Source organism: Mesorhizobium delmotii (assembly GCF_900149755.1).
Classification (GTDB): domain Bacteria; phylum Pseudomonadota; class Alphaproteobacteria; order Rhizobiales; family Rhizobiaceae; genus Mesorhizobium; species Mesorhizobium delmotii.
Window position 1 is genome coordinate 263,924 of record NZ_FUIG01000024.1, and the last position, 20,829, is coordinate 284,752.

Here is a 20,829-nt window from a genome sequence, read left to right on the forward strand (position 1 = left end):
AACCGGCAGCGCTGGCTCCTCGCGATCGCCCCCAAATGCCTTACGACCTCGCTGCAGCGGGAAAATCCTACTGCAGCAGTTCCTTGACGATGCCGCTCGCCCTGGAGAAATCCATCTGGCCCGCGTATTTCTCCTTGAGCACGGCCATCACCTTGCCCATGTCCTTGACGCTGCTGGCGCCGGTCTCGGCGATGGCGGCGCGAATCGCCGATTCGGTCTCTGCCTGGCCCAGTTGCGTCGGCAGGAAATCGCGGATGATGGCCATCTCGTCCCGCTCCTGCGCGGCAAGCTCCGGCCGCTTGCCGTCGTCGAAAGCCTTGGCCGACTCCTCGCGCTGCTTCACCATCTTGGCCAGGATCTGCAGGATCTCGTCATCGCTGGCCGGCTCTTTGCCGGCGCCGCGATTGGCGATGTCGCGATCGTGAATGGCCGCCTGGATCAGCCGCAATGTGGGCAGCCGGCGCTTGTCCTGCGCCTTCATCGCGCTCTTCAGGGATTCGGCGATTTTGCCGCGCATGATGCTTCCTCCTTCGAATGCGACGGACAATAGCCGTGCCGAAAGCCCAAGGCAATTCGACGCCGCCCGGCAAACCGCTGATATTGTTCGACGAAATAAATCGCGCCTGCGGACGTAGCGTCATTGACCGCTCTGGCGCCTTCCCCTATGTACTGGGCCTTGCATGAACTGAATTCTAGTGCACGTCGCCCAAAAGTGCGTAGCGGTTTGGGGCAACGACGCACATTCGAAAAACTTGCGCGCGCTGGCTGCGAAATCGCCGCTGCGCGCGGTTTGCTGCGCAGAATGGTTCGCCGGACCGATTGAAGGGCGCAGCCTTTTAGGAGTGCCGCCATGGCAACGATGACCGCCGCGTCGACCCCCCCTTGGGCCACCGAGAAGCCGACCGCCTTGCTGGTGCTGGCCGACGGCACCGTCATCGAGGGCCGCGGCCTTGGCGCCACCGGCTCCGCCGTCGCCGAGGTTTGCTTCAACACCGCGCTGACAGGCTATCAGGAAATCCTCACCGACCCGTCCTATGCAGGCCAGATCGTCACCTTCACCTTCCCGCATATCGGCAATATCGGCACCAATGACGAGGACATCGAGGATCTCAATCCGGTTGCCCGCGCCGGCGCCGTCGGCGCCGTGTTCAAGGCCGACGTCACCAATCCGTCCAGCTATCGCGCCGCAGCTGGTCTCGACCAATGGCTGAAGAAACGCGGCATCGTCGCGCTTTCTGGCATCGACACCCGTGCGCTGACCGTGCTGATCCGTGAAAAGGGCATGCCCAACGCCGTCATCGCGCATGCGCCCGACGGCATCTTCGACATCGATGATCTGAAGCGCCGCGCCGCCGCCTGGTCCGGCCTGATCGGGCTTGACCTGGCCAAGGACGTCACTTCCGGCCAGTCCTCGGTCTGGCGCGAGACGCCCTGGGTCTGGGACGAGGGTTTTGGCGAACAGGTCGATCCGTCCATGCATGTCGTCGCCATCGACTACGGCGTCAAGCGCAACATATTGCGCCTGCTTGCCGGTCTCGGCGCCAAGGTCACCGTGGTGCCGGCCAACACCGGCGCCGAGGAGATCCTCGCCATGCGGCCCGACGGCATCTTTCTTTCCAACGGTCCCGGCGACCCGGAAGCCACCGGCGACTATGCCGTTCCGGTCATCCAGGACCTGCTGAAGACCGACATCCCGGTCTTCGGCATCTGCCTCGGCCACCAGATGCTGGCGCTGGCGCTGGGCGGCAAGACCGCCAAAATGCATCAGGGCCATCACGGCGCCAACCATCCGGTCAAGGATCACACCACCGGCAAGGTCGAGATCGTCTCGATGAATCATGGCTTTGCCGTCGATGCCGACTCGTTGCCCACGGGAGTCGAAGAAACCCACGTCTCGCTGTTCGACGGCTCGAACTGCGGCATCACGCTGACAGGAAGGCCGGTGTTCTCGGTCCAGCATCATCCCGAAGCCTCGCCCGGCCCGCAGGATTCGCACTATCTGTTCCGCCGCTTCGTCAATCTCATCCGCGAAAAGCGCGGCGAGCCGGCACTGGCGGAGCGCTGACTATCTGTACGCGAGAAGCCTCGGCAATAATATCGCTTAACTTTCTGCGATAAACCTGCGATATCATCACCGTGAAGACGATCATCCTCTCGGTGTCGGCGGCTCGCGATCTCGACAACCTGCCGGCCGATGTCCGCGAGCAGATCGCCGAAGGCCTGATCTCCTATGCCGTCAGCGGGCGGGGAGATATCAAGCGCCTTGCTGGCAGGGACGGCTACAGACTGCGGATCGGTCGCTACCGGGTCATATTCGATGAAGACCGCACGACGATCCTCGCGATCTATATCGGCAAACGCGAAACGACAACCTACCGTCGGTCATAGCAGGACAGGACACCATGAACGCCCCGCAAATCATAAAGACGCCAACCGGAGAAGAGCTGGTCGTTATCCCAAAGGCGGACTACGAGGCTCTGTTGCACGCGGCCGAAGAGGCTCTTGAAGACGCTGCGGATGTGGCGATTTACGACGAGCGAAAGGCTAGTCTCAAAACGGAAAAACCCCTGCCTGCGGATGTGACCATGGAAATTCTGCGGGGCTCTAGCCGGCTCAAGGCGCTGCGAAACTGGCGGCGCCTGACGCAGGCCGAATTGGCGACCACGGTCGGTATCAGCCAGGGTTTTCTGTCGGATCTTGAGTCCAATCGCCGTAAGCCATCGGCGCAGACCAGCGCGATGCTGGCGAAGGCACTGGATATTCCGGGCGAATGGATTGAATCCTAGTGCGCATGGCCCAATGCATGTCGCGCAAAAGTGCGCAGCGGTTTTGCGACAACGACATGCATCAAAACAAGAACCTAAAGCGCGTCGCATGAATCCCTTCAAACGCGTCGCGCTTTAGGCCACCGTCGCCGTCGTGACGTCCCTCACCGCGCTCGGCCTTTCGACCCTGAGCACGAACGCGATCAGCGACAAAGCAAGAAAAATGCCGCCGAGCACGAAGGGCGCCCCGCCGAACGCCACCGGCGCGCTTGGCCCGGTGAACCAGGCGAAGATTCCCGTATAAAGCAACGGCGTGATGATGCTGGTGATCGAAAACACGCTCGTCATCGCACCCTGCAATTCGCCTTGCGCGGAGGGCGGCACCTTGGCCGCCGCCAGGCTCCGCAGCGGCGGGTCGGCCAGCGCCTCGAGGCAGGTCGCCACGATCACCGCATAGATCATCCAGCCCTTCCATGCCGCGGCATAGCCGAAGGCGGCGAGCGCGGTAAAAGCAAGGCCGATGGCGGCGGTCCGCCATTCGCCGAGCCGTAGAATGACGCGCGGCAGGACAAAGCCCATCACCAGTGCGCCGCCGAGGCCGAAGACGCCGAGCGAGAAGCCGATCTGCTGTTCGCTCCAGCCGTAGCGGTAGCTGCCGACGAACGACCACACGGCAGGGTACATCATGTGGCCGAGCGTCATCAGGAAGAACACCAGCCCGATCCAGCCGATGCCATGATAGTTGCGCATCTGCTTCAGGGCGCCGAGAGGATTGGCGCGGCGCCACTCGAATCGCCGACGGTGGTGCTGCTCCAGGGTTTCCGGCAGGAAGAACCAGCCAACGATGAAGTTGATGAGAGCAAGCACCGCCGCGCCCCAGAACGGCACCCGCGGCCCGAACTCGCCAAGCAACCCGCCCAGCACCGGGCCGATGATGAAACCGACACCGAAGGCGATGCCAAGCAGGCCGAAATTCTTCGCCCTGTTCTCGTCGGTGCTGACATCGGCGATGAAGGCGGAGGCAGTCGAATAGCTGGCGCCGCTGATGCCGGCCAGCACCCGGCCGATGAACAGGACCGAATACGACCAGGCCACCGCGCAGATCAGGTTGTCGATGGCGAAGGTCAGCACCGAGGCCAGCAGGATCGGGCGCCGGCCAAAGCGGTCGCTGAGATTGCCGACCAGCGGCGCGAACAGGAACTGCATGGCCGCGTAGACGAAGAACAGCCAGCCGCCCTCGATCGCCGCTTCGCTGACGCCGACGCCGGTCAGTTCCTGCAGATAGGCCGGCAGCACCGGCATGATGATGCCGATGCCGGTGATGTCGAGCAGCAGCGTGGTGAAAACAAGCGAAAGGCCCCGCCTGGCGGTTTTGGCTTCGATCATGACGGTATCGACTCCTGGAGCCGCCTCGGAGCGAAGGCGGAAGGGCTCGATATAGACGAGTCAGCCGCACAGAACAATAAGGGAACACGTCAGCAATTTTTATCCTGACATCACCGCCCGCGCTTCAATTTCGACAGGAAAAAGCCCGAATACCTCAGATCGGAGTGTTGAACGTATCGCAGTCTGACAGCTTGCCGCTTTTGTAACCACGCGCCAGCCAGGTCTGCCGCTGCTGCGAGGTGCCATGATTGAAACTTTCCGGCACGACATAGCCCTGCATCTTCTTCTGCATCGTGTCGTCGCCGATCTGCTGGGCGGCGTTCAGCGCCTCGTCCATGTCGCCCTGCTCGAGGATTCCCTTCTGCCCGGTGAAATGCGCCCAGACGCCGGCGAAGCAATCGGCCTGAAGCTCGACCTGCACCGACATGTGGTTGGCCTCGGCCTCGCCCATCTGCTGCCGCATCTGGTTGAACTTGGGCAGGATGCCGGTGAGGTTCTGCACATGGTGGCCGACCTCATGCGCGATCACATAGGCCTGGGCAAAATCGCCAGAGGCGCCGAATTGCTGGTCGAGTTGCTGGAAAAAGGTGGTGTCGAGATAGACCTTGCGATCGCCGGGACAGTAGAACGGTCCGGCCGCGGAAGAGGCAAAGCCGCAGGCCGAGCGGATCTGGCCGCTGAACAGCACCAGCCTCGGATCCTCGTACGTCAGGCCCTCGGCCTGAAAAATGCCGCTCCAGGTGTCCTCGGTCTCGGCCAGCACCGTGGAGACGAACTGCTTCATCTCGTCGGAGGCCGGCGCACCAGTGCCCTGCCCGCTATTGTCGGTGATCTGACCGCCGCCCGGCCCCACGCCGCCACCGCCGCCGGCCAGGATCTGCAGCGGGTCGATGCCGATGGCCTTCAGCCCGAAATAGAGAACCACGAGAATGATGATGGTCGACAGCGACATTCCGCCGCCGGAACGGCCGCCGATCGGGATGCGGAGACGGCCGGGGCCGCCGCGCGGCAGGTTGAACCCGCCGCCCTGGCCGCGTTGGTCCTCGACATTGTCACTTTGACGACGACCCTTCCAGAGCATGGCAACTCTCCGCGACACGCGTATCGGTAACCTGCCGATCTCATGGCCCGATCCGACCCAACAAACAATTATCTCAATGGTTGCGCCAAGTCACAGTATTTTTCGTATGAAGGGCCGCAGGCTCTGGGGTGGATCGATGCACGACACCCGCGGCTGAGAAGCCTGCCGGCGCCTTTTTTGGTCCGTACTTGGCGTTACGCTCAGATCTTCTGCTTGGTACCCGCGCTCTTGCCGTCCGAGCTCTTCGAGCGCTCCTCGAAGCGGGCCTCACCCTTCTTGAGCGGGCGTCCAGTATCCGCTTCGGTCTTGCGTTCGTCCTTCGCCGCAGCCTGCTTCAATCCCTTGGCCGCTTGCTTGCCCTTCGCTGTCGGTGCCTGTTCAACGCCCATGGTATCCTCCTCGGTCTCGCGCCAATCGCGTGGCACGATCTCAAACGCAGCGGCAACGCGGCGGTTCCGGCAGGACTGTCGGCAATGGCGGTAGACTTAGCGTGTCGCCGTCATTGCCTTGCGAAACGCTTCTAGCGTCTCGGCGCTGACATGGTGCTCGATGCCCTCGGCACGGACGCGACAAATCGGCAGTCTGCGCTATCTTGATGCCATGACCGATCTTGCCGATGTGCGCCGCTTTTATGCGCGACTGATGGCTGCCAATGCAGGTTGGGCCGATCCACGTCTCGAAGCAGCTTTCGCCGCGGTGTCGCGCGAAGCTTTTCTTGGGCCCGGGCCGTGGACGGTCGTCGCCGGCAACGGCAAGGTAGAAACGCCGAGCGCCGATCCTGTTCACATCTATCAGAACGTGCTGGTGTCACTCGACGCCGACAAGGGCATCAACAATGGCGAGCCGTTTCTGCATGCCATGTGGATCGGCAAAGTGGCGCCAAAACCGGGGGAGACGGTCACCCATGTCGGCGCCGGCACTGGCTACTACACGGCTCTGCTGGCACAGCTGGTTTCGCCGGACGGCGCAGTCGCCGCCTTCGAACTGGAATCCAGTCTCGCCGACCGCGCGAGAAAGAATCTCGAAGCCTATGGCAATGTGACCGTCATCCATGGCGATGCGGTCATCGGTAGCCTGCCACCGTCCGACGTCATCTATGTCAATGCCGGCGTCGCAGCACCACCGGCCGAGTGGCTGAAGGCGCTGAAGCCCGGCGCCCGCATGGTCTTTCCGTGGCGTCCAGCCGAGCGCGTTGGCCTTGCGGTGATGGTGACCCGCACCCAACAGGGCTTTGCCTGCGACCCGTTCATGCGGTCATGGTTCATCCCTTGCATCGGTGCCTCGGCAGCGACACCCGCAATGAAATTCCCCAATCGCGACAAGGCGGCACGCAGCCGTTCGATCTGGCTGACGGCCGACAAGGCGCCGAACCGCACCGCTACTGCTGTCATCGGCGACGTCTGGTTCTCGTCGCAGGATGTTGGCGGCAGGCGGTCGCAATGACATCGCCGAGGCGAGGCATCCGAGGCTTGCCCGTCGCCGGCTGCAGCGCAGGAACTTTTTTCCGGCCCTGTCGGACCGGCGTCCGCTCGCACGTCCTTTGGCCGAAATCCGGCACCGACGGCCCGGATAATGAAAAGGGAGAATCCAATGAGGAAGATCATCACTGCGACATTCGTCAGCCTCGACGGCGTCATGCAGGCGCCTGGCGGGCCGGAAGAAGACCCGGTCGGCGGCTTCGAATTCGGTGGCTGGACGTTCCATTACTGGGACGACGTCGGGGGCGCCTTTATCGGTGAGATCTTCGCAAAACCCTTCGCGCTGCTCCTCGGCCGCAAGACCTACGACATCTTCGCCGCGCATTGGCCGTACCAGAAGAGCGGTCCGATCGCCGACAGCTTCAACGCCGCCACCAAATATGTGGCCACCCACCGGCCCGATACGCTGTCATGGCAAAACAGCCAGTCGCTGGGCGACGACGTCGTGGCGGCACTGCGCCAGCTCAAGCAGGAGGACGGCCCCGACCTGCTCGTCCAGGGTTCGAGCGAGCTGATCCAGACCTTGCTCGCCAACGACCTTATCGATGAGATCAGCCTGTTGACCTTCCCGCTGGTGCTGGGCAAGGGCAAGCGGCTGTTAGGCAGCGGCGCAATGCCGGCGGCTTTCAAGCTGAACCGCTCACAGGCATCGACCACCGGCGTCATTATGGCGACCTACCAACGCGCCGGTGAGATCAAGACTGGATCCTTCGCCCAGGAACAGCCGTCCGAAGCCGAGATCGAGAGACGCCGAACCTGGAAATAGACGACCGCACAAGCGCGCACCGCGTTAACGGGATGGCCGAGCACCGGCTGTCCCCTTGCTATTTTGCCGATCACGCCGCCTGTTGCCGCCGGGCCAGTCCGTCGCGGATACACGCGGCAAATTCCCGCGCCGCCGGCCCGACCCCATGCTTCGGCAGATGCAAATTGATCGAGAAATTCGGCAAGGCCGGCAGCTCCGGATCGGCGGACAGAATATCAAGATCGCTGGGCACCGTGGAGGCCAGCCAGGTCGTGACGGCCAGATCCGAACGCACAGTCGCCGTCGTCGCGTCGAGGTTGCCGTTCTCGAACACGGTCCGCCATTCCAGCCCGTGCTCGTTGAGCGCCGCCAGCACCGCAGGGCGGAAGGCACAGGTGTCGGCCACCATCGAAACCGGCAAGGGCCGCTTGCGGCGGGCTATGCCGCCTTTGGCGCCGACCCAGACCAGCCGGTCGATGGCGAGACATTCGCCGGCGGACGGACCGACCGGTTCCTCGATCACGGCAAGGTCTATCGTGCCAGCTGCCAATGCCGCCGCAAGCTCCGGCGACGAGGCGCAGACCAGCGAAATCTCGACCTGCGGATAGGTCTCAGCATAGGTCTTCAGCACCGGCGCAAGCATGGTGCCAACCAGATCATACGGCACGCCGAGCCGCACCTCACCCGCGACCGCGCTGATCGCCATCTCGGCCCAGATCTCGTCATTCAGGGAGAGCAGGCGCTTGCCCTTACCGAACAGTCGCTCCCCGGAACGGGTCAGTCTCAGGCCGCGCCGGTCGCGCTCGAATAGGCTGCAGCCGAGAACCTCCTCCAGCCGCTTGATCTGCTGGCTGACGGCGCCCTGCGTCAGGTGCAGCGCGTTCGCCGCCGCCGTCATGCTGGCCGTGTCGGCGACGGTGGCGAAGGTCCGGATCAGGGCCGTGTCGAGATTGCGGATCATAGTTGCATTATATTCTCTAATGCCAACCATGACAAACATTGCATTTACTGATGCACGCTCATGCTTAGCATGCTGGTTCCCAACAGAGGAAACAGCATGCTTGAGGCCATCCTTCCGCTCGTCCTGTTTGCGCTGGTCTCGACCTCCACGCCCGGCATGGCCACGACCTTGTCGACAGCGTCCGGGGCACAGTTCGGCTTTCGCCGCTCGGTTCCGCTGATGGCCGGCAGTGCGGCCGGCCTAGCCACGGTGGCTGCGGCAGGTGCGGCCGGGCTCGCCGGCCTGTTGGCAGCCGCTCCGTCCCTGCAGCTGGCGATGAAGATAGCCGGATCACTCTATCTGATCTGGCTCGCATGGAAGATCGGCCGCAGCGGTCCACCCAATCTGGACGTGTCCATGTCCAAGCCGAACAGCTTTTTCGGTGGCGCAGGCCTGCAATGGATGAACCCCAAGGGTTGGGCCATGGGTCTGGGAGCGGCGGCATCCTTTGCCGCCCTCGCCAACGGACCGCTGCAGCTCGCCTTTCTGCTCGGCACGGTCTTCGGCCTGGCAGCCGCGCTGTCACTGTCGGCGTGGTGCGTGGCGGGCACGCTGCTCGCGCGGTTGCTCAGAACCGAGCGGCAGTGGCGCGTGCTCAACGCCGTGCTTGGGCTGCTGCTGGCCGCCTCGATCATTCCGATGTGGCAGCCAGCATAGATGCTGATGTTCAGGCGGCGTAGCCCAGCAGCGTTTCGAGGACATAGTCGACAAGGAGCAGGCGGCAAGCCTGCGCGCGGCGCTGGATGACATCGCCGCGCTGGATTTTGGTATACCGCCGGCGGCGCCCCTGAGGTCTCGGACGGCCGGCGGTAGCCACACTTACTCCGCCGGCATGGCAATCGCCCGCGCCGCCCGGTGGCGGGCCAGCATGACGCCAAGACCCAGAATCGGGAACACTGCTGCGACCAGGCCGAGATCGGCTGGCGCGCCATAGCGCAGCACCGCGCCACCGACGACGGCGCCCAGCGCCACGCCGAGATAGAGCGCCGACCCGTTGAGCGACAGCACGATGGGCGCGGCGTCGGGCGCCAGCCTGATGATGCGGCTGGCCTGCGCCGGAGGGAAGGCCCAGCCGACGACGCCCCACGGCACCATCATGGCCATCAGCGCCGGCCCGGCGATGCTGTGCGGCAGGAATGCCGGGATGACCGAAAGCATGACCAGCATGACCGCACTCAGCGCCAGCGACCAGCTGACGGTGCGCGTCGCGCCGAAGCGATCGGCAGCCTGCCCGCCGGCGATGTTGCCGATAACGGCGCCGACGCCGAAGGCAAGCAGCATGCCGGGCAGCGCGATCGGGCTCAAGCCGCCGCCTTCGATGGCTAGCGGCGCGACAAAGGCAAAGACCGTGAAGGCGCCGGTGAGCGCCAGCAGCGTGGTCAGCAGGATCGATGGCACGCCGGGGCGAAGGATTGCGGCCAGCCGCTGCCTGAGCGGCAGCTTGGTGCCAACAATGCCGCGCGGCAGCCGGTACCACAGGATTGCGCCGGCCAGTGCGCCGAGCCCGGCGATGGCAAAGAACGTGCCGCGCCAGCCGGCAACGGTCGCGACAAGCGCGCCAAGCGGTGCGCCGACCGCCACCGCCACCGTAGTGCCGCCGACAACGACGGCAATGGCGCGGGCGCGGTGATGATCATCGACAAGCGCCACGGCCGTCCCCTGCGCCGTCGCCGCAAACAGGCCGGACGACAGCGCCATGACGATGCGCGCGATCAGCAGCAATTCGAAAGAGGAACTCAGAGCCGCCGCCAGATTGCCCAGCACGAAAAACACCAGCGTCCATAAGATGACGCGCCGCCGGTCCCATTCGCCGGTGAGCGTCGCCAGGATCGGCGTGCCGAGCGCATAGGCGAGCGCAAAGGCGGTGATCAGCGCGCCGGCGAGTGGAACGGAGATGGCGGCATCGGCCGCGATGTCGGGCAACAGGCTTGAAATGACGAAGCCTTCGGTCGCGATCGTGAAAGACCCGAGCGCAAGCCAGATGAGGCGCTTGTCCATGGCAACAAATCCTTAGTTCAAAAGTTATTGAACAATTGTACATAATGGGGCATGGTGTCAATGAAGCCACCCGAGAATAGCGGAACCCTCCTGACAGCTCTATGTCAGGACAAGGTGGCGGGAGGTAGAAACTGCGTGCATCCGCCAGGAGAGATGCGTTGAAATCGGCCCTGATTGCGCTTAGTTCTCCGGCATGACACTGCCCCACCCTGCCGCCGACCAGATCAGCCTGTCGAACGTGCTTGCCGTGCTCGGCGATCCGACGCGGCTGGCCATCGTGCGCTATCTCGCCAGCAAGGAAGGCGTGCCGCTGAATTGCAGCCAGTTCCTCGATCTCGGCTCAAAAACCAATCTCAGCTACCACCTGGCCAAATTGCGCGAGGCCGGCGTCACCCGCACGGAAGTGGTCGGCACCAGCCGGCTGATCACGCTGCGCCGCGACGATCTCAATGCCCGCTTTCCGGGCCTGCTCGATAGCGTCATTGCCGCCGCCGTCGATGACCCAGCTCTGCCCGCGGTCGGCGCCTCCGAGATCGAAGTCCGCGCCTGAGGCCGTAACTCGCCCCCGTGTAACAGGCAGGGCAACCGCGTTTGGGATTCTTGCGAAGGTGGACCCCCACCCTAACCCTCCCCACAAGGGGGAGGGAACGCTGCCGCGCGCCTTTAACTTCCCCTCTGGCTCCGAAAGGCAGGCAATTTGCCGAGGTCCGTGCCAACGGAAGTCTCCCTCCCCCTTGTGGGTGGTTGGACTGGGGACATCGCGCTTCTGTCCTTGAACGGCATCCCGAACCCCTCGCGCACAATGCGCAAAACTGTTCGCGATGTCCTCGCACACCTGTTCGCGATGTCCCCAGTCCAAACAGTGGGGAGGGTTAGGGGTGGGGTACATCGTAGAGCGAAAGCCTCGGCTTTCCAGCTGCGGTAGCCCTGGTGTAACAGGGGAGAGGAACCAAAGTCTGCCAGGCCCGCCCTTCCCGACCAGTCATTCGTCGACCCTACGGAGCTTCCCATGCGCATTGCCGTCCTCGCCGATATTCACGGCAACATCGTCGCCCTGGACGCCGTGCTCGACGATCTCAGCCAGCGCGGCAGTGCTGACCTCATCGTCAATCTCGGCGATTGCGTCTCCGGCCCGCTCTGGCCGCGCGAAACCATGGAGCGGCTTGAAGCGCTCGCCTTGCCGACGGTGCGCGGCAATCACGACCGCCGCGTCGCCCGCGACGCCGCCGATGAAGCCATGTGGCCGTCCGACCGCTACGCGCAGGAGCGGCTGACATCGGCGCAGCGCGAGGCGCTGTTCGCCTTGCCTCTCACGCTGGAGATCGCGCCTGACGTGACCGCCTTCCATGCCCGGCCCGACCACGACGAAAAATATCTGACCGATACGATAGAAGATGGCCGGCTGGTGCGAGCACCACTGGCCGCCATCAAGCGACGGCTGGCCGCGCTCGATCCGGCTTGCCGCATCGTGCTGTGCGGTCACAGTCACCGCAGCGAGCTGATCCGAATCCCAGGCGGCCCGGTCGTCTTCAATCCGGGCAGCATCGGCTGTCCCGCTTATGGCGATTCGACACCGCCGGCGCATGTCTCCGAGCAAGGCTCCCCACATGCGCGCTACGGCATCGTCGACCTGGGTGAGCCGGGCCGCCCCGCCCGCTTCGAGGCCATTGCCGTCGACTATGATCACGAGGCGGCGGCGCGGCAAGCCGAACAGGCGGGGCGGCCGGAATGGGCCTACGCGCTGCGCACCGGATTTATGTCCGGCTGAACGCAACGCGTTCATGTCCGGCTGAACGCGGAAACGCGTTCATGCCGCACGCTGAGCTTGCTCATGCCGCACACTGAACACGTTGACGTCGCAGCCGCATTTTCGGGCTTACATAGCGCCACGTCGTCGCTTATAAAATCGACTTGGCCAGCGGTGGCGTTTCCGTACCTGGCCGCGCCTTCGGTAATGAATCTATCGCCACGGCCAACATAATGAGGCGCACAGTTACGCTCCGAACGACACTGTACGCGCTCACTGCCCCTCTCCTGCTAACGGCGCTGCTGCCGGCCAGGGCCGAGGAGGCGCCGGTCGTGTCCATCGTGACCGACCTCGCTCCAGGCGATCTCCTGAACGTCCGCGCCACGGCGTCGGCGATAGGCAAGATCAAGGCTCGGCTGCCGAATGGTACGAGCGTGAACAATCTCGGCTGCAACGACGTCAATGGCCACCGCTGGTGCAAGGTTGCAGAAATCGACAACCCGCAACTGACCGGATGGGCTCCTGCGCGCTACCTGAACCCTGAGAATCCGGTGGCCGTTTCGGATGCGGATACTGATCCGACCGGCGAAGGCACCGCCTCTGCAGCCGAGGCCGCGAACCCGGCAACCGCAGACCAGCCGCTGCCCGACCTGACAGCGCGCCTGGGCGCGACCGATCCCGAAACCACAATGACAGCCGCTGAGGCAATCGGCAGGGCCGCCATCGAGGACGCTTACCGCCTGGCGCTCGCTACCAGCGGAAATCCTTCGATCGAGGAGATGCAGACGGCCGCGGCGGCGAAAGCGAGCCAAAATCGCGCCGCCAATGCAGCGGCTCCGGCCAACGCACAAACCGTTGCGCGGCTGCAGCCGCCGGGGCGGCCCGCGCCGGCGCTGGGTGCCCGCAACGAGATTCCTTGCGCGCGCTATGTCGGCCAGCCGATGACCAGCTGCAAGGCGGGCGTTGTCCACACCGGCGACAAGGCCGAGGTGACCGTGACCTGGCCCGATGGCGGCACGCGCGTCATCAGCTTCCAGGCCGGTCGGCCCGCCGGTTCGAATGCATCAGGCGAATTCCGCTACACCCGCGAGGGCAGCCTGAACCTGATCCGTGTCGGCGTTTCCGAACGCTTCGAGATTACGGATCAGTTGGCGCTGGGGGATGAGTGGCTAAGGGGAATAAGGCAGTAGGGCAGTAGGGCAATATGTTTAAAGGGCGCTCGAACGTCTGCCCTACTGCCCTACTGCCCTACTGCCCTACTGCCCTACTGCCCTACTCGCATTTTAGGGGGTTACATCAGGCAAAACTCTTCCCTATAAGGCCCTCCTAGCCTGATACCAGAATCGCGAGCACAACCGGCCGGGTCTTCCCGTCCGGTTTTTCGTGCAAGCCGCCTGCCGAACGGACCCTCGATATGCCAAGACGCACCGACATCAAGTCGATTCTGATCATCGGGGCCGGCCCCATCGTCATCGGTCAGGCCTGCGAGTTCGACTATTCCGGCACCCAGGCCTGCAAGGCGCTCAAGCAAGAGGGTTTTCGCGTCATCCTGGTCAATTCCAACCCGGCCACCATCATGACCGACCCGGAATTGGCCGACGCCACCTATATCGAGCCGATCACGCCGGAAGTGGTGGCCAAGATCATCGCCAAGGAGCGGCCGGACGCGCTGCTGCCGACCATGGGCGGCCAGACCGCGCTCAACACCGCACTGTCGCTGCGCCGCATGGGCGTTCTCGAGCGCTACAATGTCGAGATGATCGGCGCCGACGCCACGGCAATAGACAAGGCCGAGGACCGCGCTTTGTTTCGCGAGGCGATGAAGAAGATCGGCCTGGAAACGCCGAAGTCGATGCTGGCCAACGCCACCGACGTCAAGAACGCCGACCGCAAGACGCACGAGGCCGAACGCGCCGCGCTGAAGGCCGAGAAGCCCGAAAACCTCGACGCCGCGCTCGACGCGCTCGAAACGCGCTGGAACCTCGGCGAGGGCGACCGCAAGCAGCGCTACATCAGCCACGGCATGGCGATCGCCGCACAGGCGCTCGACCATGTCGGCCTTCCCGCCATCATCCGCCCGTCCTTCACCATGGGCGGCACCGGCGGCGGCATCGCCTACAACCGCGCCGAATTCTACGAGATCGTCCAGTCCGGCCTCGACGCCTCGCCGACCACCGAAGTGCTGATCGAGGAAAGCGTGCTCGGCTGGAAGGAGTACGAGATGGAGGTCGTCCGCGACAAGGCCGACAACTGCATCATCATCTGCTCGATCGAGAACATCGACCCGATGGGCGTGCACACCGGCGATTCGATCACCGTCGCCCCTGCCCTGACCTTGACCGACAAAGAATATCAGATGATGCGCAACGCCTCGATCGCGGTGCTGCGCGAGATCGGCGTCGAGACCGGCGGTTCCAACGTTCAGTTCGCCGTCAACCCGGCCGACGGGCGCCTGGTGGTGATCGAGATGAACCCGCGCGTCTCCCGCTCGTCGGCACTGGCATCCAAGGCGACCGGCTTTCCGATCGCCAAGATCGCGGCCAAGCTCGCCGTCGGCTACACGCTGGACGAGCTGGAGAACGATATCACCGGCGGCGCCACGCCCGCCTCGTTCGAGCCGTCGATCGATTACGTCGTCACAAAAATCCCGCGCTTTGCCTTCGAGAAATTCCCCGGCGCCGAGCCGGTGCTGACCACGGCGATGAAGTCGGTCGGCGAGGTCATGGCCATCGGCCGCACTTTTCAGGAATCGCTGCAGAAGGCGCTGCGTGGGCTTGAAACCGGCCTGACCGGTCTGGACGAGATCGAGATCCCCGGCATCGCGCACGGCGCAGCCAGCCACGCCGACGACCGCAACGCCATCCGCGCCGCGCTGGGCACGCCGACGCCCGACCGGCTGCGCATGGTGGCGCAGGCCATCCGCATGGGCACCTCGCTCGAAGACGTCCACGCCATGTGCAAGATCGACCCGTGGTTCCTCGAGCAGATCGCCGGCATCCTGGCCATGGAAGACCGCATCCGCGAGCACGGCATTCCCGAGGACGCCGCCAATCTGCGCATGCTGAAGGCGATGGGTTTCTCCGATGCCCGCCTCGCGTCGCTGGTCCGGAAAGACGTCGAAGATGTACAAAGGATACGCGAAAAGCTCGACGTTCATCCGGTTTACAAGCGCATCGACACCTGTGCCGCCGAGTTCGCCTCGCCCACCGCCTACATGTATTCGACCTATGAGACGCCTTTCGCCGGCGCGCTCGCCAACGAGGCGCAGGTCTCGTCGCGCAAGAAGGTTGTCATCCTCGGCGGCGGCCCGAACCGCATCGGCCAGGGCATCGAGTTCGACTATTGCTGCTGCCACGCGGCCTTCGCGCTGCGCGATGCCGGGTTCGAGGCGATCATGGTCAACTGCAATCCGGAGACCGTCTCGACTGACTACGACACGTCGGACCGGCTCTATTTCGAGCCGCTGACGCCGGAGGACGTGCTGGAGATCCTGCGCGCCGAACAGGCGTCGGGCGAGTTGGTCGGCGTCATCGTCCAGTTCGGCGGCCAGACGCCGCTGAAGCTGGCGGATGCGCTGGAGAAGGCCGGCATCCCGATCCTCGGCACTTCGCCCGACATGATCGATCTCGCCGAAGACCGCGACCGTTTCCAGAAGCTGCTGCACAAGCTCGGCCTCAGCCAGCCAAAGAACGGCATCGCCTATTCGGTCGAGCAGGCCCGCCTCGTCGCCGGCGAGCTCGGCTTCCCGCTGGTGGTGCGCCCGTCCTATGTGCTCGGCGGCCGCGCCATGCAGATCATCCACGACGAAAGCATGCTGCAGACCTACCTGCTCGACACCGTGCCCGGCCTGGTGCCGGAGGACATCAAGCAGAAATACCCCAACGACAAGACCGGCCAGATCAACACGCTCCTGGGCAAGAACCCGCTGCTGTTCGACACTTATCTCTCGGGCGCCATCGAGGTCGATGTCGACTGCCTGTGCGACGGCAAGTCGACCTTCGTCTCCGGCATCCTGGAACATATCGAGGAGGCCGGCATCCATTCGGGCGACAGTGCCTGCTCGCTGCCGGTGCACGCCCTGCCTTCCGACCTCGTCGACGAGTTGGAGCGCCAGACGGCGGCGCTCGCCCGCGCGCTCAATGTCGGCGGGCTGATGAACGTGCAATATGCGATCAAGGACGGCACCGTCTATGTGCTGGAGGTCAATCCGCGGGCGTCGCGCACCGTGCCCTTCGTCGCCAAGACCATCGGCCGTCCCATTGCGAAAATTGCCGCCCGCATCATGGCCGGCGAGACCCTCGAAGACGCCTTCGCCCACTATGGCGCCATGCCCGACCCCAGAAATCCCGGCCACATCGCGGTCAAGGAAGCAGTGTTCCCCTTCGCCCGCTTCCCCGGCGTCGACATTTTGCTCGGCCCGGAAATGCGCTCGACCGGCGAGGTCATGGGCCTCGACCGCGACTTCGCGCTGGCCTTCGCCAAGAGCCAGTTAGGGGCCGGCGTCGACCTGCCGCGCTCCGGCACGCTGTTCGTCTCGGTGCGCGACGACGACAAGAAGGGCATCTTGCCGGCGGTCAAGCGCCTTGCCGGCCAGGGTTTTAAGGTAATGGCCACCTCAGGCACCGCGCGCTTCCTCGCCGAGAACGGCGTCGTCGCCGAGAAAATAAACAAGGTGCTGGAAGGCCGCCCGCACATCGAGGACGCCATCCGCAACCGCCAGGTGCAGATCGTCTTCAACACCACGGACGGCCAGAAGGCGGTGTCGGACTCAAAGTCGCTGCGCCGCGCCACGCTGATGCAGAAAGTGCCGTATTACACGACGCTGTCGGGTGCGGCTGCGGTGGCTGAGGCTATTGCGGCGCTGAGGGCGGGGAGCCTGGAGGTTAGGCCGCTGCAGGAGTATTTTGCCTGAGGCGACTAGCCAATCTCCCTCCTTGTGGGGGAGATGGCCGGCAGGCCAGAGGGGGGTGCTGTCCCGCCAACGCTGCGATTTCTACAGCACCCTGATCCGTCCAGGGCAATCGAACCGAGCCGACGCTCACCTCAGTTGAGAAACCCAATAAACCGTCCGGCGAACAGGACCGACGTCCACAGAGCCATCGACAGCACCGCCAGGATTGTGACGGTCCCGCCGGCCGGCTCGTCACCGCCTTTTGCGCGGCGCATGAAGACGAAGAAGTTGGCGCCGGCGAGAAGGATAAGTGTCATCTTGGTGAGGAAAATCGGCATCGCCGCGTACTCGCTCGCCCTGACTGAAAAGAGCAGCGAGCCCGTGACAAGCGCGCCGGCGAACGCGGCAAATGCAGTGCGGCGCAGCAGCGCAATGAACTCCGCGTAGGGCAGCGAACGGAAGGCGCCGAGGATCCTGAGGTCCATCAGCCAGACGCTGGTCAGCAGCGCGCCGATCGACATGATGTGCAGCGCGTTGACTATGGGATAGGCGACGAAGGAGGCCTTCAGTGCCCGCACCAAGGCGAGTTGCTCGATGCCGGCGAGGAGCTCGTCCATTCAGGCCGGCGGCACGCGGTCGGGATAAACATCATAAGTCTTGCCATTGACGATGATGCGGGATGCTTTCATCCACTTCTCGGTCTCGTCGCGCGAGCGGTGGCCGATCGCGGTCACCTCGTCGCCGACTTTGGCGACCTCCTCGGTGAAGCCGGCGGCGATCGTCCGGGACGGCGGCGCCAAATCCACCCGCCAGACCTCGCCCTCTGCGTCGACATCCAGCGTGGCGTGCGGATTGCCGATATAGATGGCCGTGATCTTGCCCCGGAGTTCGAAAAAACCTTCCTCGGTCCACGACCAGCCGTGATGGGCATAGGCTGCGGTGGCGGCGGTAAGCATCACTGCTGCTGTCAGCGCGACGCTCCGAATCCCGTTGAAAGGTGACTGCATCGCTCGTCTCCTCGGCTCATGCCGTCAGTATTCGAGAGTAGGTCACCGCGCGGCAACGTCAAATCACATCGGTGCGAAGGCCTTCCGCGACGGCCGCCATGTGCCGTTCGTCCAGGCGCTGCCCGATCAATCACCGGCCCGATCAATCACTGGAATGAACGGTCCGGTCTTGCTTATGACATCTATGCGCGCCATGTTCGGGCCCCACCCGCCGCTCTTCTTCTCCATCGGATGAAGGTCGGAGACTCACACCTGAACGAGGCACACCATGAGCAGTATGAGAGACCGTCAGGAAGGCTTCGAAAAGAAGTTTGCGATGGACGAGGACACGAAGTTCAGGGCCATGGCGCGCCGTAACAAGCTGCTCGGCCTATGGGCCGCCGAAAAACTCGGAAAAACCGGTGCGGACGCCGACGCTTATGCGAAAGAGGTGGTGCGCGCGGACTTCGAAGAGGCCGGGGACGACGATGTGTTGCGCAAGATACGCGCCGATTTCGACGCGGCGGGCGTCGCCCAGTCGGATGTTCAGATTCGCGGCGTCATGGACGACCTGCTGGCGACGGCGGTCGAGCAGATCAAAAACACCTGAGAGCGCCAGCGTAAAGCGCGTCGCGACGCGCTTTAAGTTCTTGTTTTTTGTCGCCCAAAACCGCTGCGCACCCTCGGGTCAGGCCCAGGGTCAGGCCCGAGGGCATGCTTTTGGGTGACATGCATTAGCTGTGGGCGGCCACCAGATCCTTTAGGCGCTCTTCGTGCATCCGCAGCGTCGGTAGTGTCTTCTTGGCGAATTCCTTCAGCGCCGGGTCTTCGCCCGACTGCGCATAGGTGGAAAACAGCGCCAACGCCTGCTTGTGCGCCTGCGTCTGCAGGACGATGTATTTCGCCTGGAAGGCATCGCCGTCGAGCTCCTTGAGCTCGTCCAGCATCGCCTGATCCTTCGACAACAAAGCGGGGCCGCTCGCTGTCACCGAGGCCGTGATCTGGCTCTGTTCTAGAGCTGCCTTGAAATCCTCGCCAGCCTTGGTGTGATCCCTAATCATCAGCGAGGCGAAATCCTTCACATCGGCGGCGACATTCCTTTGTTCGGCCAGCTTGCTGCTTTCAATCTCGAACCGGTTGGCGCTGGGGACCGTTTTGGTGAAGGTCTCGGTCTCGATCTTGGTTTGGCCGACAGCAGGTATATCGGCCGGCGTGGCGGATTGGGCGAAGGCCGCCGGCGCGCCGGCCAGCAAGGCGACCATGGCAAGCGTGAGATGCGTTTTCACAGGAAATCTCCTGATTTGTGATCCTCCGAGAGACCAACGCGACACAAGCGGCGAAGTTGCGCGACGGAGACAGGAAGGTGTCAGCGATCCTGCCAACACCCCCCGCTCGGCGCCGATACGCCGGAAATATGCTTGGCAAAGCTCAGTGGCAGCACGCGCCGGCATATTGCAGCTGTTCGTTCCAGTCCGGCCGGCCCTCCGGCGTGAAATCCATCAGGTTCCACAAGGGCTCGCAGGTGCCGATGGCGCGCGGATCCTGGCCGGGTTCGGACGGCGCGAAGCCAAGCTCCGAACTCCAGAAATGCCGGATGCCGTCGGCGTCGCGATGGAACACCGACAGCATCGGAAGTTGCGCGCCGTCGTCGGCCTCGGCGTGATAGTCGCGCTTGAAGCTGTTGCCGGCCGACGAGAGCAGCCGCATGTTCGTCCAGCCGCGATCGCGGCCAAGCGTGATCAGGTTTTCGAGCGCGGTCTTGCCCACCACGGCGAAATTGAAGCCGGCGGCCTCGAGATGGCCAATGGCACCGTCGAACTGGTCGAGCAGCGCCGTGCAGGACGGGCATGGCTGGTCGGCCCGCGCGAGCTTGGCCGTGCCGCCGCTTGTCGCCACGTCGCGCGCCTCCTGCGGGTGGCGCGGAAACATCATCGAGTAGACGATCAGCGTGTCTTTGCCAGGCGAAAACAGCTCCGACAGCTTTATCCGGGCCGGCTTGCCGTCGGCGCCAAGCCCGTCAAACACATAATCCTGTGGCACCAGCCCGCCCGGCGGCAGTGCACGGCGGGCGACGGCCACATCCTCCATGGCGCGGCGCAGCTCGATTTCCTTTTGCAGCAGCGTTTCGCGGGCGGCGCGATATTCAGCGGATTCGTTGGGAAAGGTGATCATCGTCATCTCCATCAGCCGTGCTTGTGGCGGCGCGCCCTACGCGCACCTTGCCTCTCAAGGACGTATTGCGAAGCAGAGTTCCGACATTTTGCACACCTGGCCCAGCGATGAGGCCTTAACGGCTCCGCCTTCGCCAGGGACAGAGGCTACTGCGGCGGCACCGGGCAGCTCGTGTCGCCCTCCTCGCAGTTGAGATAGCCCTGAAAATCCTTCAGCCTGATGTTGGTGAGGCTCTCCTTGCAGTCGGCGATAACCATCGGATACATGCTGCCTGCCATATCGGGCGGGCCGCCCTGGAAAGCGCATTCGGCATCGCGGAAGGCGGCCCAGGCGCGCTGCGCACTTACCAGCAGCTTCTTCGTCGCCGCATCATCCTTCAGCCGGCCCTCGATCTGCCTGTAGGCGTGGTTGAGCTTCTTGTCGGCTTCGGTGAACGACTTGCCGGCGCATTCGTTCATGGTCGCCTGGTCCTGCGCGTTGGCGCAATCGTCGGCGTGCGCAACGCCCGCAAGAAGCGGAATGGCGAGGATCACCAGACCTGTTTTGGCCATACCCGTTTTGGAAAGCAAAAGCCGCATCG

At 63.9% G+C, this 20,829-nt stretch carries 22 protein-coding genes and 1 pseudogene; 11 read left to right on the forward strand and 12 right to left on the reverse strand.

Translation table 11 applies throughout. From position 1 onward, the window contains the following. Positions 1 to 67: 67 nt before the first annotated feature. Entirely contained in the window at positions 68 to 517 is a 450-nt protein-coding gene (locus BQ8482_RS15205; RefSeq protein ID WP_123148538.1) for a GatB/YqeY domain-containing protein, read from the reverse strand. Positions 518 to 850: 333 nt separating this feature from the next. On the opposite strand from BQ8482_RS15205, the gene carA reads away from it, so the two are divergent. The 3 genes from carA (at position 851) to BQ8482_RS15220 (ending at position 2,786) form a co-directional block, all read left to right on the forward strand. Beyond that, positions 851 to 2,065, forward strand: a complete 1,215-nt coding sequence (gene carA, locus BQ8482_RS15210) for a glutamine-hydrolyzing carbamoyl-phosphate synthase small subunit (RefSeq protein WP_123148369.1) — start codon at positions 851 to 853, stop codon at positions 2,063 to 2,065. 71 nt (positions 2,066 to 2,136) lie between these two features. Further along, a complete protein-coding gene (locus tag BQ8482_RS15215) occupies positions 2,137 to 2,388 on the forward strand; it encodes a type II toxin-antitoxin system RelE family toxin (RefSeq protein WP_123148370.1) in 252 nt (83 codons plus the stop codon). 14 nt (positions 2,389 to 2,402) lie between these two features. Beyond that, positions 2,403 to 2,786 (forward strand): helix-turn-helix domain-containing protein, encoded by a 384-nt coding sequence (locus tag BQ8482_RS15220; protein WP_123148371.1) that lies wholly within the window; start codon positions 2,403 to 2,405, stop codon positions 2,784 to 2,786. Positions 2,787 to 2,900: 114 nt separating this feature from the next. Here the strand turns inward: BQ8482_RS15220 and BQ8482_RS15225 are convergent, their stop codons facing one another. The 4 genes and pseudogenes from BQ8482_RS15225 to BQ8482_RS39265 form a co-directional block, all read right to left on the reverse strand. Then, the gene (locus BQ8482_RS15225; RefSeq protein WP_123148372.1) at positions 2,901 to 4,151 is read right to left on the reverse strand and encodes a TCR/Tet family MFS transporter; all 1,251 of its coding nucleotides are present in this window, start codon (positions 4,149 to 4,151) and stop codon (positions 2,901 to 2,903) included. A gap of 154 nt (positions 4,152 to 4,305) precedes the next feature. Then, entirely contained in the window at positions 4,306 to 5,232 is a 927-nt protein-coding gene (gene ypfJ / locus BQ8482_RS15230; RefSeq protein ID WP_123148373.1) for a KPN_02809 family neutral zinc metallopeptidase, read from the reverse strand. Between the two features lie 200 nt (positions 5,233 to 5,432). Then, entirely contained in the window at positions 5,433 to 5,621 is a 189-nt protein-coding gene (locus BQ8482_RS15235) for a hypothetical protein (RefSeq protein ID WP_123148374.1), read from the reverse strand. A 96-nt stretch (positions 5,622 to 5,717) separates the two neighbouring features. Then, positions 5,718 to 5,801, reverse strand: a pseudogene (locus BQ8482_RS39265) (manganese-binding transcriptional regulator MntR); the annotation flags it as partial. A 31-nt stretch (positions 5,802 to 5,832) separates the two neighbouring features. On the opposite strand from BQ8482_RS39265, the gene BQ8482_RS15245 reads away from it, so the two are divergent. After that, entirely contained in the window at positions 5,833 to 6,675 is an 843-nt protein-coding gene (locus BQ8482_RS15245; RefSeq protein WP_123148539.1) for a protein-L-isoaspartate O-methyltransferase family protein, read from the forward strand. A gap of 147 nt (positions 6,676 to 6,822) precedes the next feature. Beyond that, positions 6,823 to 7,476 carry a dihydrofolate reductase family protein gene (locus tag BQ8482_RS15250; protein ID WP_123148540.1) on the forward strand — a complete coding sequence of 218 codons (654 nt, stop codon included), beginning with the start codon at positions 6,823 to 6,825 and terminating at the stop codon, positions 7,474 to 7,476. A 70-nt stretch (positions 7,477 to 7,546) separates the two neighbouring features. Here BQ8482_RS15250 and BQ8482_RS15255 read toward each other — a convergent pair whose 3' ends face one another. Then, positions 7,547 to 8,416 (reverse strand): LysR family transcriptional regulator, encoded by an 870-nt coding sequence (locus tag BQ8482_RS15255; RefSeq protein WP_123148375.1) that lies wholly within the window; start codon positions 8,414 to 8,416, stop codon positions 7,547 to 7,549. A gap of 96 nt (positions 8,417 to 8,512) precedes the next feature. On the opposite strand from BQ8482_RS15255, the gene BQ8482_RS15260 reads away from it, so the two are divergent. Further along, positions 8,513 to 9,112 (forward strand): LysE family translocator, encoded by a 600-nt coding sequence (locus BQ8482_RS15260; RefSeq protein WP_123148541.1) that lies wholly within the window; start codon positions 8,513 to 8,515, stop codon positions 9,110 to 9,112. Positions 9,113 to 9,274: 162 nt separating this feature from the next. On the opposite strand, the gene BQ8482_RS15270 is transcribed toward BQ8482_RS15260, so the two are convergent. After that, positions 9,275 to 10,453, reverse strand: coding sequence for an MFS transporter (locus BQ8482_RS15270; protein ID WP_123148376.1), 1,179 nt, complete (start codon positions 10,451 to 10,453; stop codon positions 9,275 to 9,277). 193 nt (positions 10,454 to 10,646) lie between these two features. Between BQ8482_RS15270 and BQ8482_RS15275 the strand changes: the two genes are divergently transcribed. The 4 genes from BQ8482_RS15275 (at position 10,647) to carB (ending at position 17,112) form a co-directional block, all read left to right on the forward strand. Further along, positions 10,647 to 11,003: an ArsR/SmtB family transcription factor gene (locus BQ8482_RS15275; protein WP_123148377.1), complete on the forward strand. Its 357-nt coding sequence runs from the start codon at positions 10,647 to 10,649 to the stop codon at positions 11,001 to 11,003. Between the two features lie 459 nt (positions 11,004 to 11,462). After that, positions 11,463 to 12,221 (forward strand): metallophosphoesterase family protein, encoded by a 759-nt coding sequence (locus BQ8482_RS15280; RefSeq protein ID WP_123148378.1) that lies wholly within the window; start codon positions 11,463 to 11,465, stop codon positions 12,219 to 12,221. A 212-nt stretch (positions 12,222 to 12,433) separates the two neighbouring features. After that, positions 12,434 to 13,390, forward strand: a complete 957-nt coding sequence (locus tag BQ8482_RS15285; RefSeq protein WP_208867701.1) for an SH3 domain-containing protein — start codon at positions 12,434 to 12,436, stop codon at positions 13,388 to 13,390. Between the two features lie 224 nt (positions 13,391 to 13,614). Continuing rightward, positions 13,615 to 17,112: a carbamoyl-phosphate synthase large subunit gene (gene carB, locus BQ8482_RS15290; protein WP_123148379.1), complete on the forward strand. Its 3,498-nt coding sequence runs from the start codon at positions 13,615 to 13,617 to the stop codon at positions 17,110 to 17,112. A gap of 131 nt (positions 17,113 to 17,243) precedes the next feature. Here carB and BQ8482_RS15295 read toward each other — a convergent pair whose 3' ends face one another. Further along, positions 17,244 to 17,708: a DUF6644 family protein gene (locus BQ8482_RS15295; RefSeq protein ID WP_123148380.1), complete on the reverse strand. Its 465-nt coding sequence runs from the start codon at positions 17,706 to 17,708 to the stop codon at positions 17,244 to 17,246. Further along, a complete protein-coding gene (locus BQ8482_RS15300; RefSeq protein WP_123148381.1) occupies positions 17,709 to 18,098 on the reverse strand; it encodes a DUF6152 family protein in 390 nt (129 codons plus the stop codon). A 268-nt stretch (positions 18,099 to 18,366) separates the two neighbouring features. Between BQ8482_RS15300 and BQ8482_RS15305 the strand changes: the two genes are divergently transcribed. After that, on the forward strand, positions 18,367 to 18,687 hold the full coding sequence (locus BQ8482_RS15305) for a DUF1476 domain-containing protein (protein WP_123148382.1): 321 nt from the start codon (positions 18,367 to 18,369) through the stop codon (positions 18,685 to 18,687). Positions 18,688 to 18,811: 124 nt separating this feature from the next. On the opposite strand, the gene BQ8482_RS15310 is transcribed toward BQ8482_RS15305, so the two are convergent. The 3 genes from BQ8482_RS15310 to BQ8482_RS15320 all read right to left on the reverse strand — a co-directional run bounded on the left by BQ8482_RS15310 (position 18,812) and on the right by BQ8482_RS15320 (position 20,827). After that, positions 18,812 to 19,363: a DUF4142 domain-containing protein gene (locus BQ8482_RS15310; RefSeq protein ID WP_123148383.1), complete on the reverse strand. Its 552-nt coding sequence runs from the start codon at positions 19,361 to 19,363 to the stop codon at positions 18,812 to 18,814. Positions 19,364 to 19,505: 142 nt separating this feature from the next. After that, on the reverse strand, positions 19,506 to 20,249 hold the full coding sequence (locus BQ8482_RS15315) for a DUF899 family protein (protein WP_123148542.1): 744 nt from the start codon (positions 20,247 to 20,249) through the stop codon (positions 19,506 to 19,508). Between the two features lie 146 nt (positions 20,250 to 20,395). Then, positions 20,396 to 20,827 (reverse strand): lysozyme inhibitor LprI family protein, encoded by a 432-nt coding sequence (locus BQ8482_RS15320; protein ID WP_244602818.1) that lies wholly within the window; start codon positions 20,825 to 20,827, stop codon positions 20,396 to 20,398. Positions 20,828 to 20,829 lie beyond the last annotated feature (2 nt).

What these genes read in the sequence shown, in the direction of transcription:
- BQ8482_RS15295 (WP_123148380.1), bottom strand. Translation starts at nt 17,708, where the DNA reads ATGGACGAGCTCCTCGCCGGCATCGAGCAACTCGCCTTGGTGCGGGCA.
- BQ8482_RS15315 (WP_123148542.1), bottom strand. Translation starts at nt 20,249, where the DNA reads ATGATCACCTTTCCCAACGAATCCGCTGAATATCGCGCCGCCCGCGAA.
- BQ8482_RS15305 (WP_123148382.1), top strand. Translation starts at nt 18,367, where the DNA reads ATGAGCAGTATGAGAGACCGTCAGGAAGGCTTCGAAAAGAAGTTTGCG.
- ypfJ (WP_123148373.1), bottom strand. Translation starts at nt 5,232, where the DNA reads ATGCTCTGGAAGGGTCGTCGTCAAAGTGACAATGTCGAGGACCAACGC.
- carB (WP_123148379.1), top strand. Translation starts at nt 13,615, where the DNA reads ATGCCAAGACGCACCGACATCAAGTCGATTCTGATCATCGGGGCCGGC.
- BQ8482_RS15320 (WP_244602818.1), bottom strand. Translation starts at nt 20,827, where the DNA reads ATGCGGCTTTTGCTTTCCAAAACGGGTATGGCCAAAACAGGTCTGGTG.
- BQ8482_RS15205 (WP_123148538.1), bottom strand. Translation starts at nt 517, where the DNA reads ATGCGCGGCAAAATCGCCGAATCCCTGAAGAGCGCGATGAAGGCGCAG.
- carA (WP_123148369.1), top strand. Translation starts at nt 851, where the DNA reads ATGGCAACGATGACCGCCGCGTCGACCCCCCCTTGGGCCACCGAGAAG.
- BQ8482_RS15285 (WP_208867701.1), top strand. Translation starts at nt 12,434, where the DNA reads ATGAGGCGCACAGTTACGCTCCGAACGACACTGTACGCGCTCACTGCC.
- BQ8482_RS15250 (WP_123148540.1), top strand. Translation starts at nt 6,823, where the DNA reads ATGAGGAAGATCATCACTGCGACATTCGTCAGCCTCGACGGCGTCATG.
- BQ8482_RS15255 (WP_123148375.1), bottom strand. Translation starts at nt 8,416, where the DNA reads ATGATCCGCAATCTCGACACGGCCCTGATCCGGACCTTCGCCACCGTC.
- BQ8482_RS15225 (WP_123148372.1), bottom strand. Translation starts at nt 4,151, where the DNA reads ATGATCGAAGCCAAAACCGCCAGGCGGGGCCTTTCGCTTGTTTTCACC.
- BQ8482_RS15300 (WP_123148381.1), bottom strand. Translation starts at nt 18,098, where the DNA reads ATGCAGTCACCTTTCAACGGGATTCGGAGCGTCGCGCTGACAGCAGCA.
- BQ8482_RS15220 (WP_123148371.1), top strand. Translation starts at nt 2,403, where the DNA reads ATGAACGCCCCGCAAATCATAAAGACGCCAACCGGAGAAGAGCTGGTC.
- BQ8482_RS15280 (WP_123148378.1), top strand. Translation starts at nt 11,463, where the DNA reads ATGCGCATTGCCGTCCTCGCCGATATTCACGGCAACATCGTCGCCCTG.
- BQ8482_RS15235 (WP_123148374.1), bottom strand. Translation starts at nt 5,621, where the DNA reads ATGGGCGTTGAACAGGCACCGACAGCGAAGGGCAAGCAAGCGGCCAAG.
- BQ8482_RS15245 (WP_123148539.1), top strand. Translation starts at nt 5,833, where the DNA reads ATGACCGATCTTGCCGATGTGCGCCGCTTTTATGCGCGACTGATGGCT.
- BQ8482_RS15270 (WP_123148376.1), bottom strand. Translation starts at nt 10,453, where the DNA reads ATGGACAAGCGCCTCATCTGGCTTGCGCTCGGGTCTTTCACGATCGCG.
- BQ8482_RS15260 (WP_123148541.1), top strand. Translation starts at nt 8,513, where the DNA reads ATGCTTGAGGCCATCCTTCCGCTCGTCCTGTTTGCGCTGGTCTCGACC.
- BQ8482_RS15275 (WP_123148377.1), top strand. Translation starts at nt 10,647, where the DNA reads ATGACACTGCCCCACCCTGCCGCCGACCAGATCAGCCTGTCGAACGTG.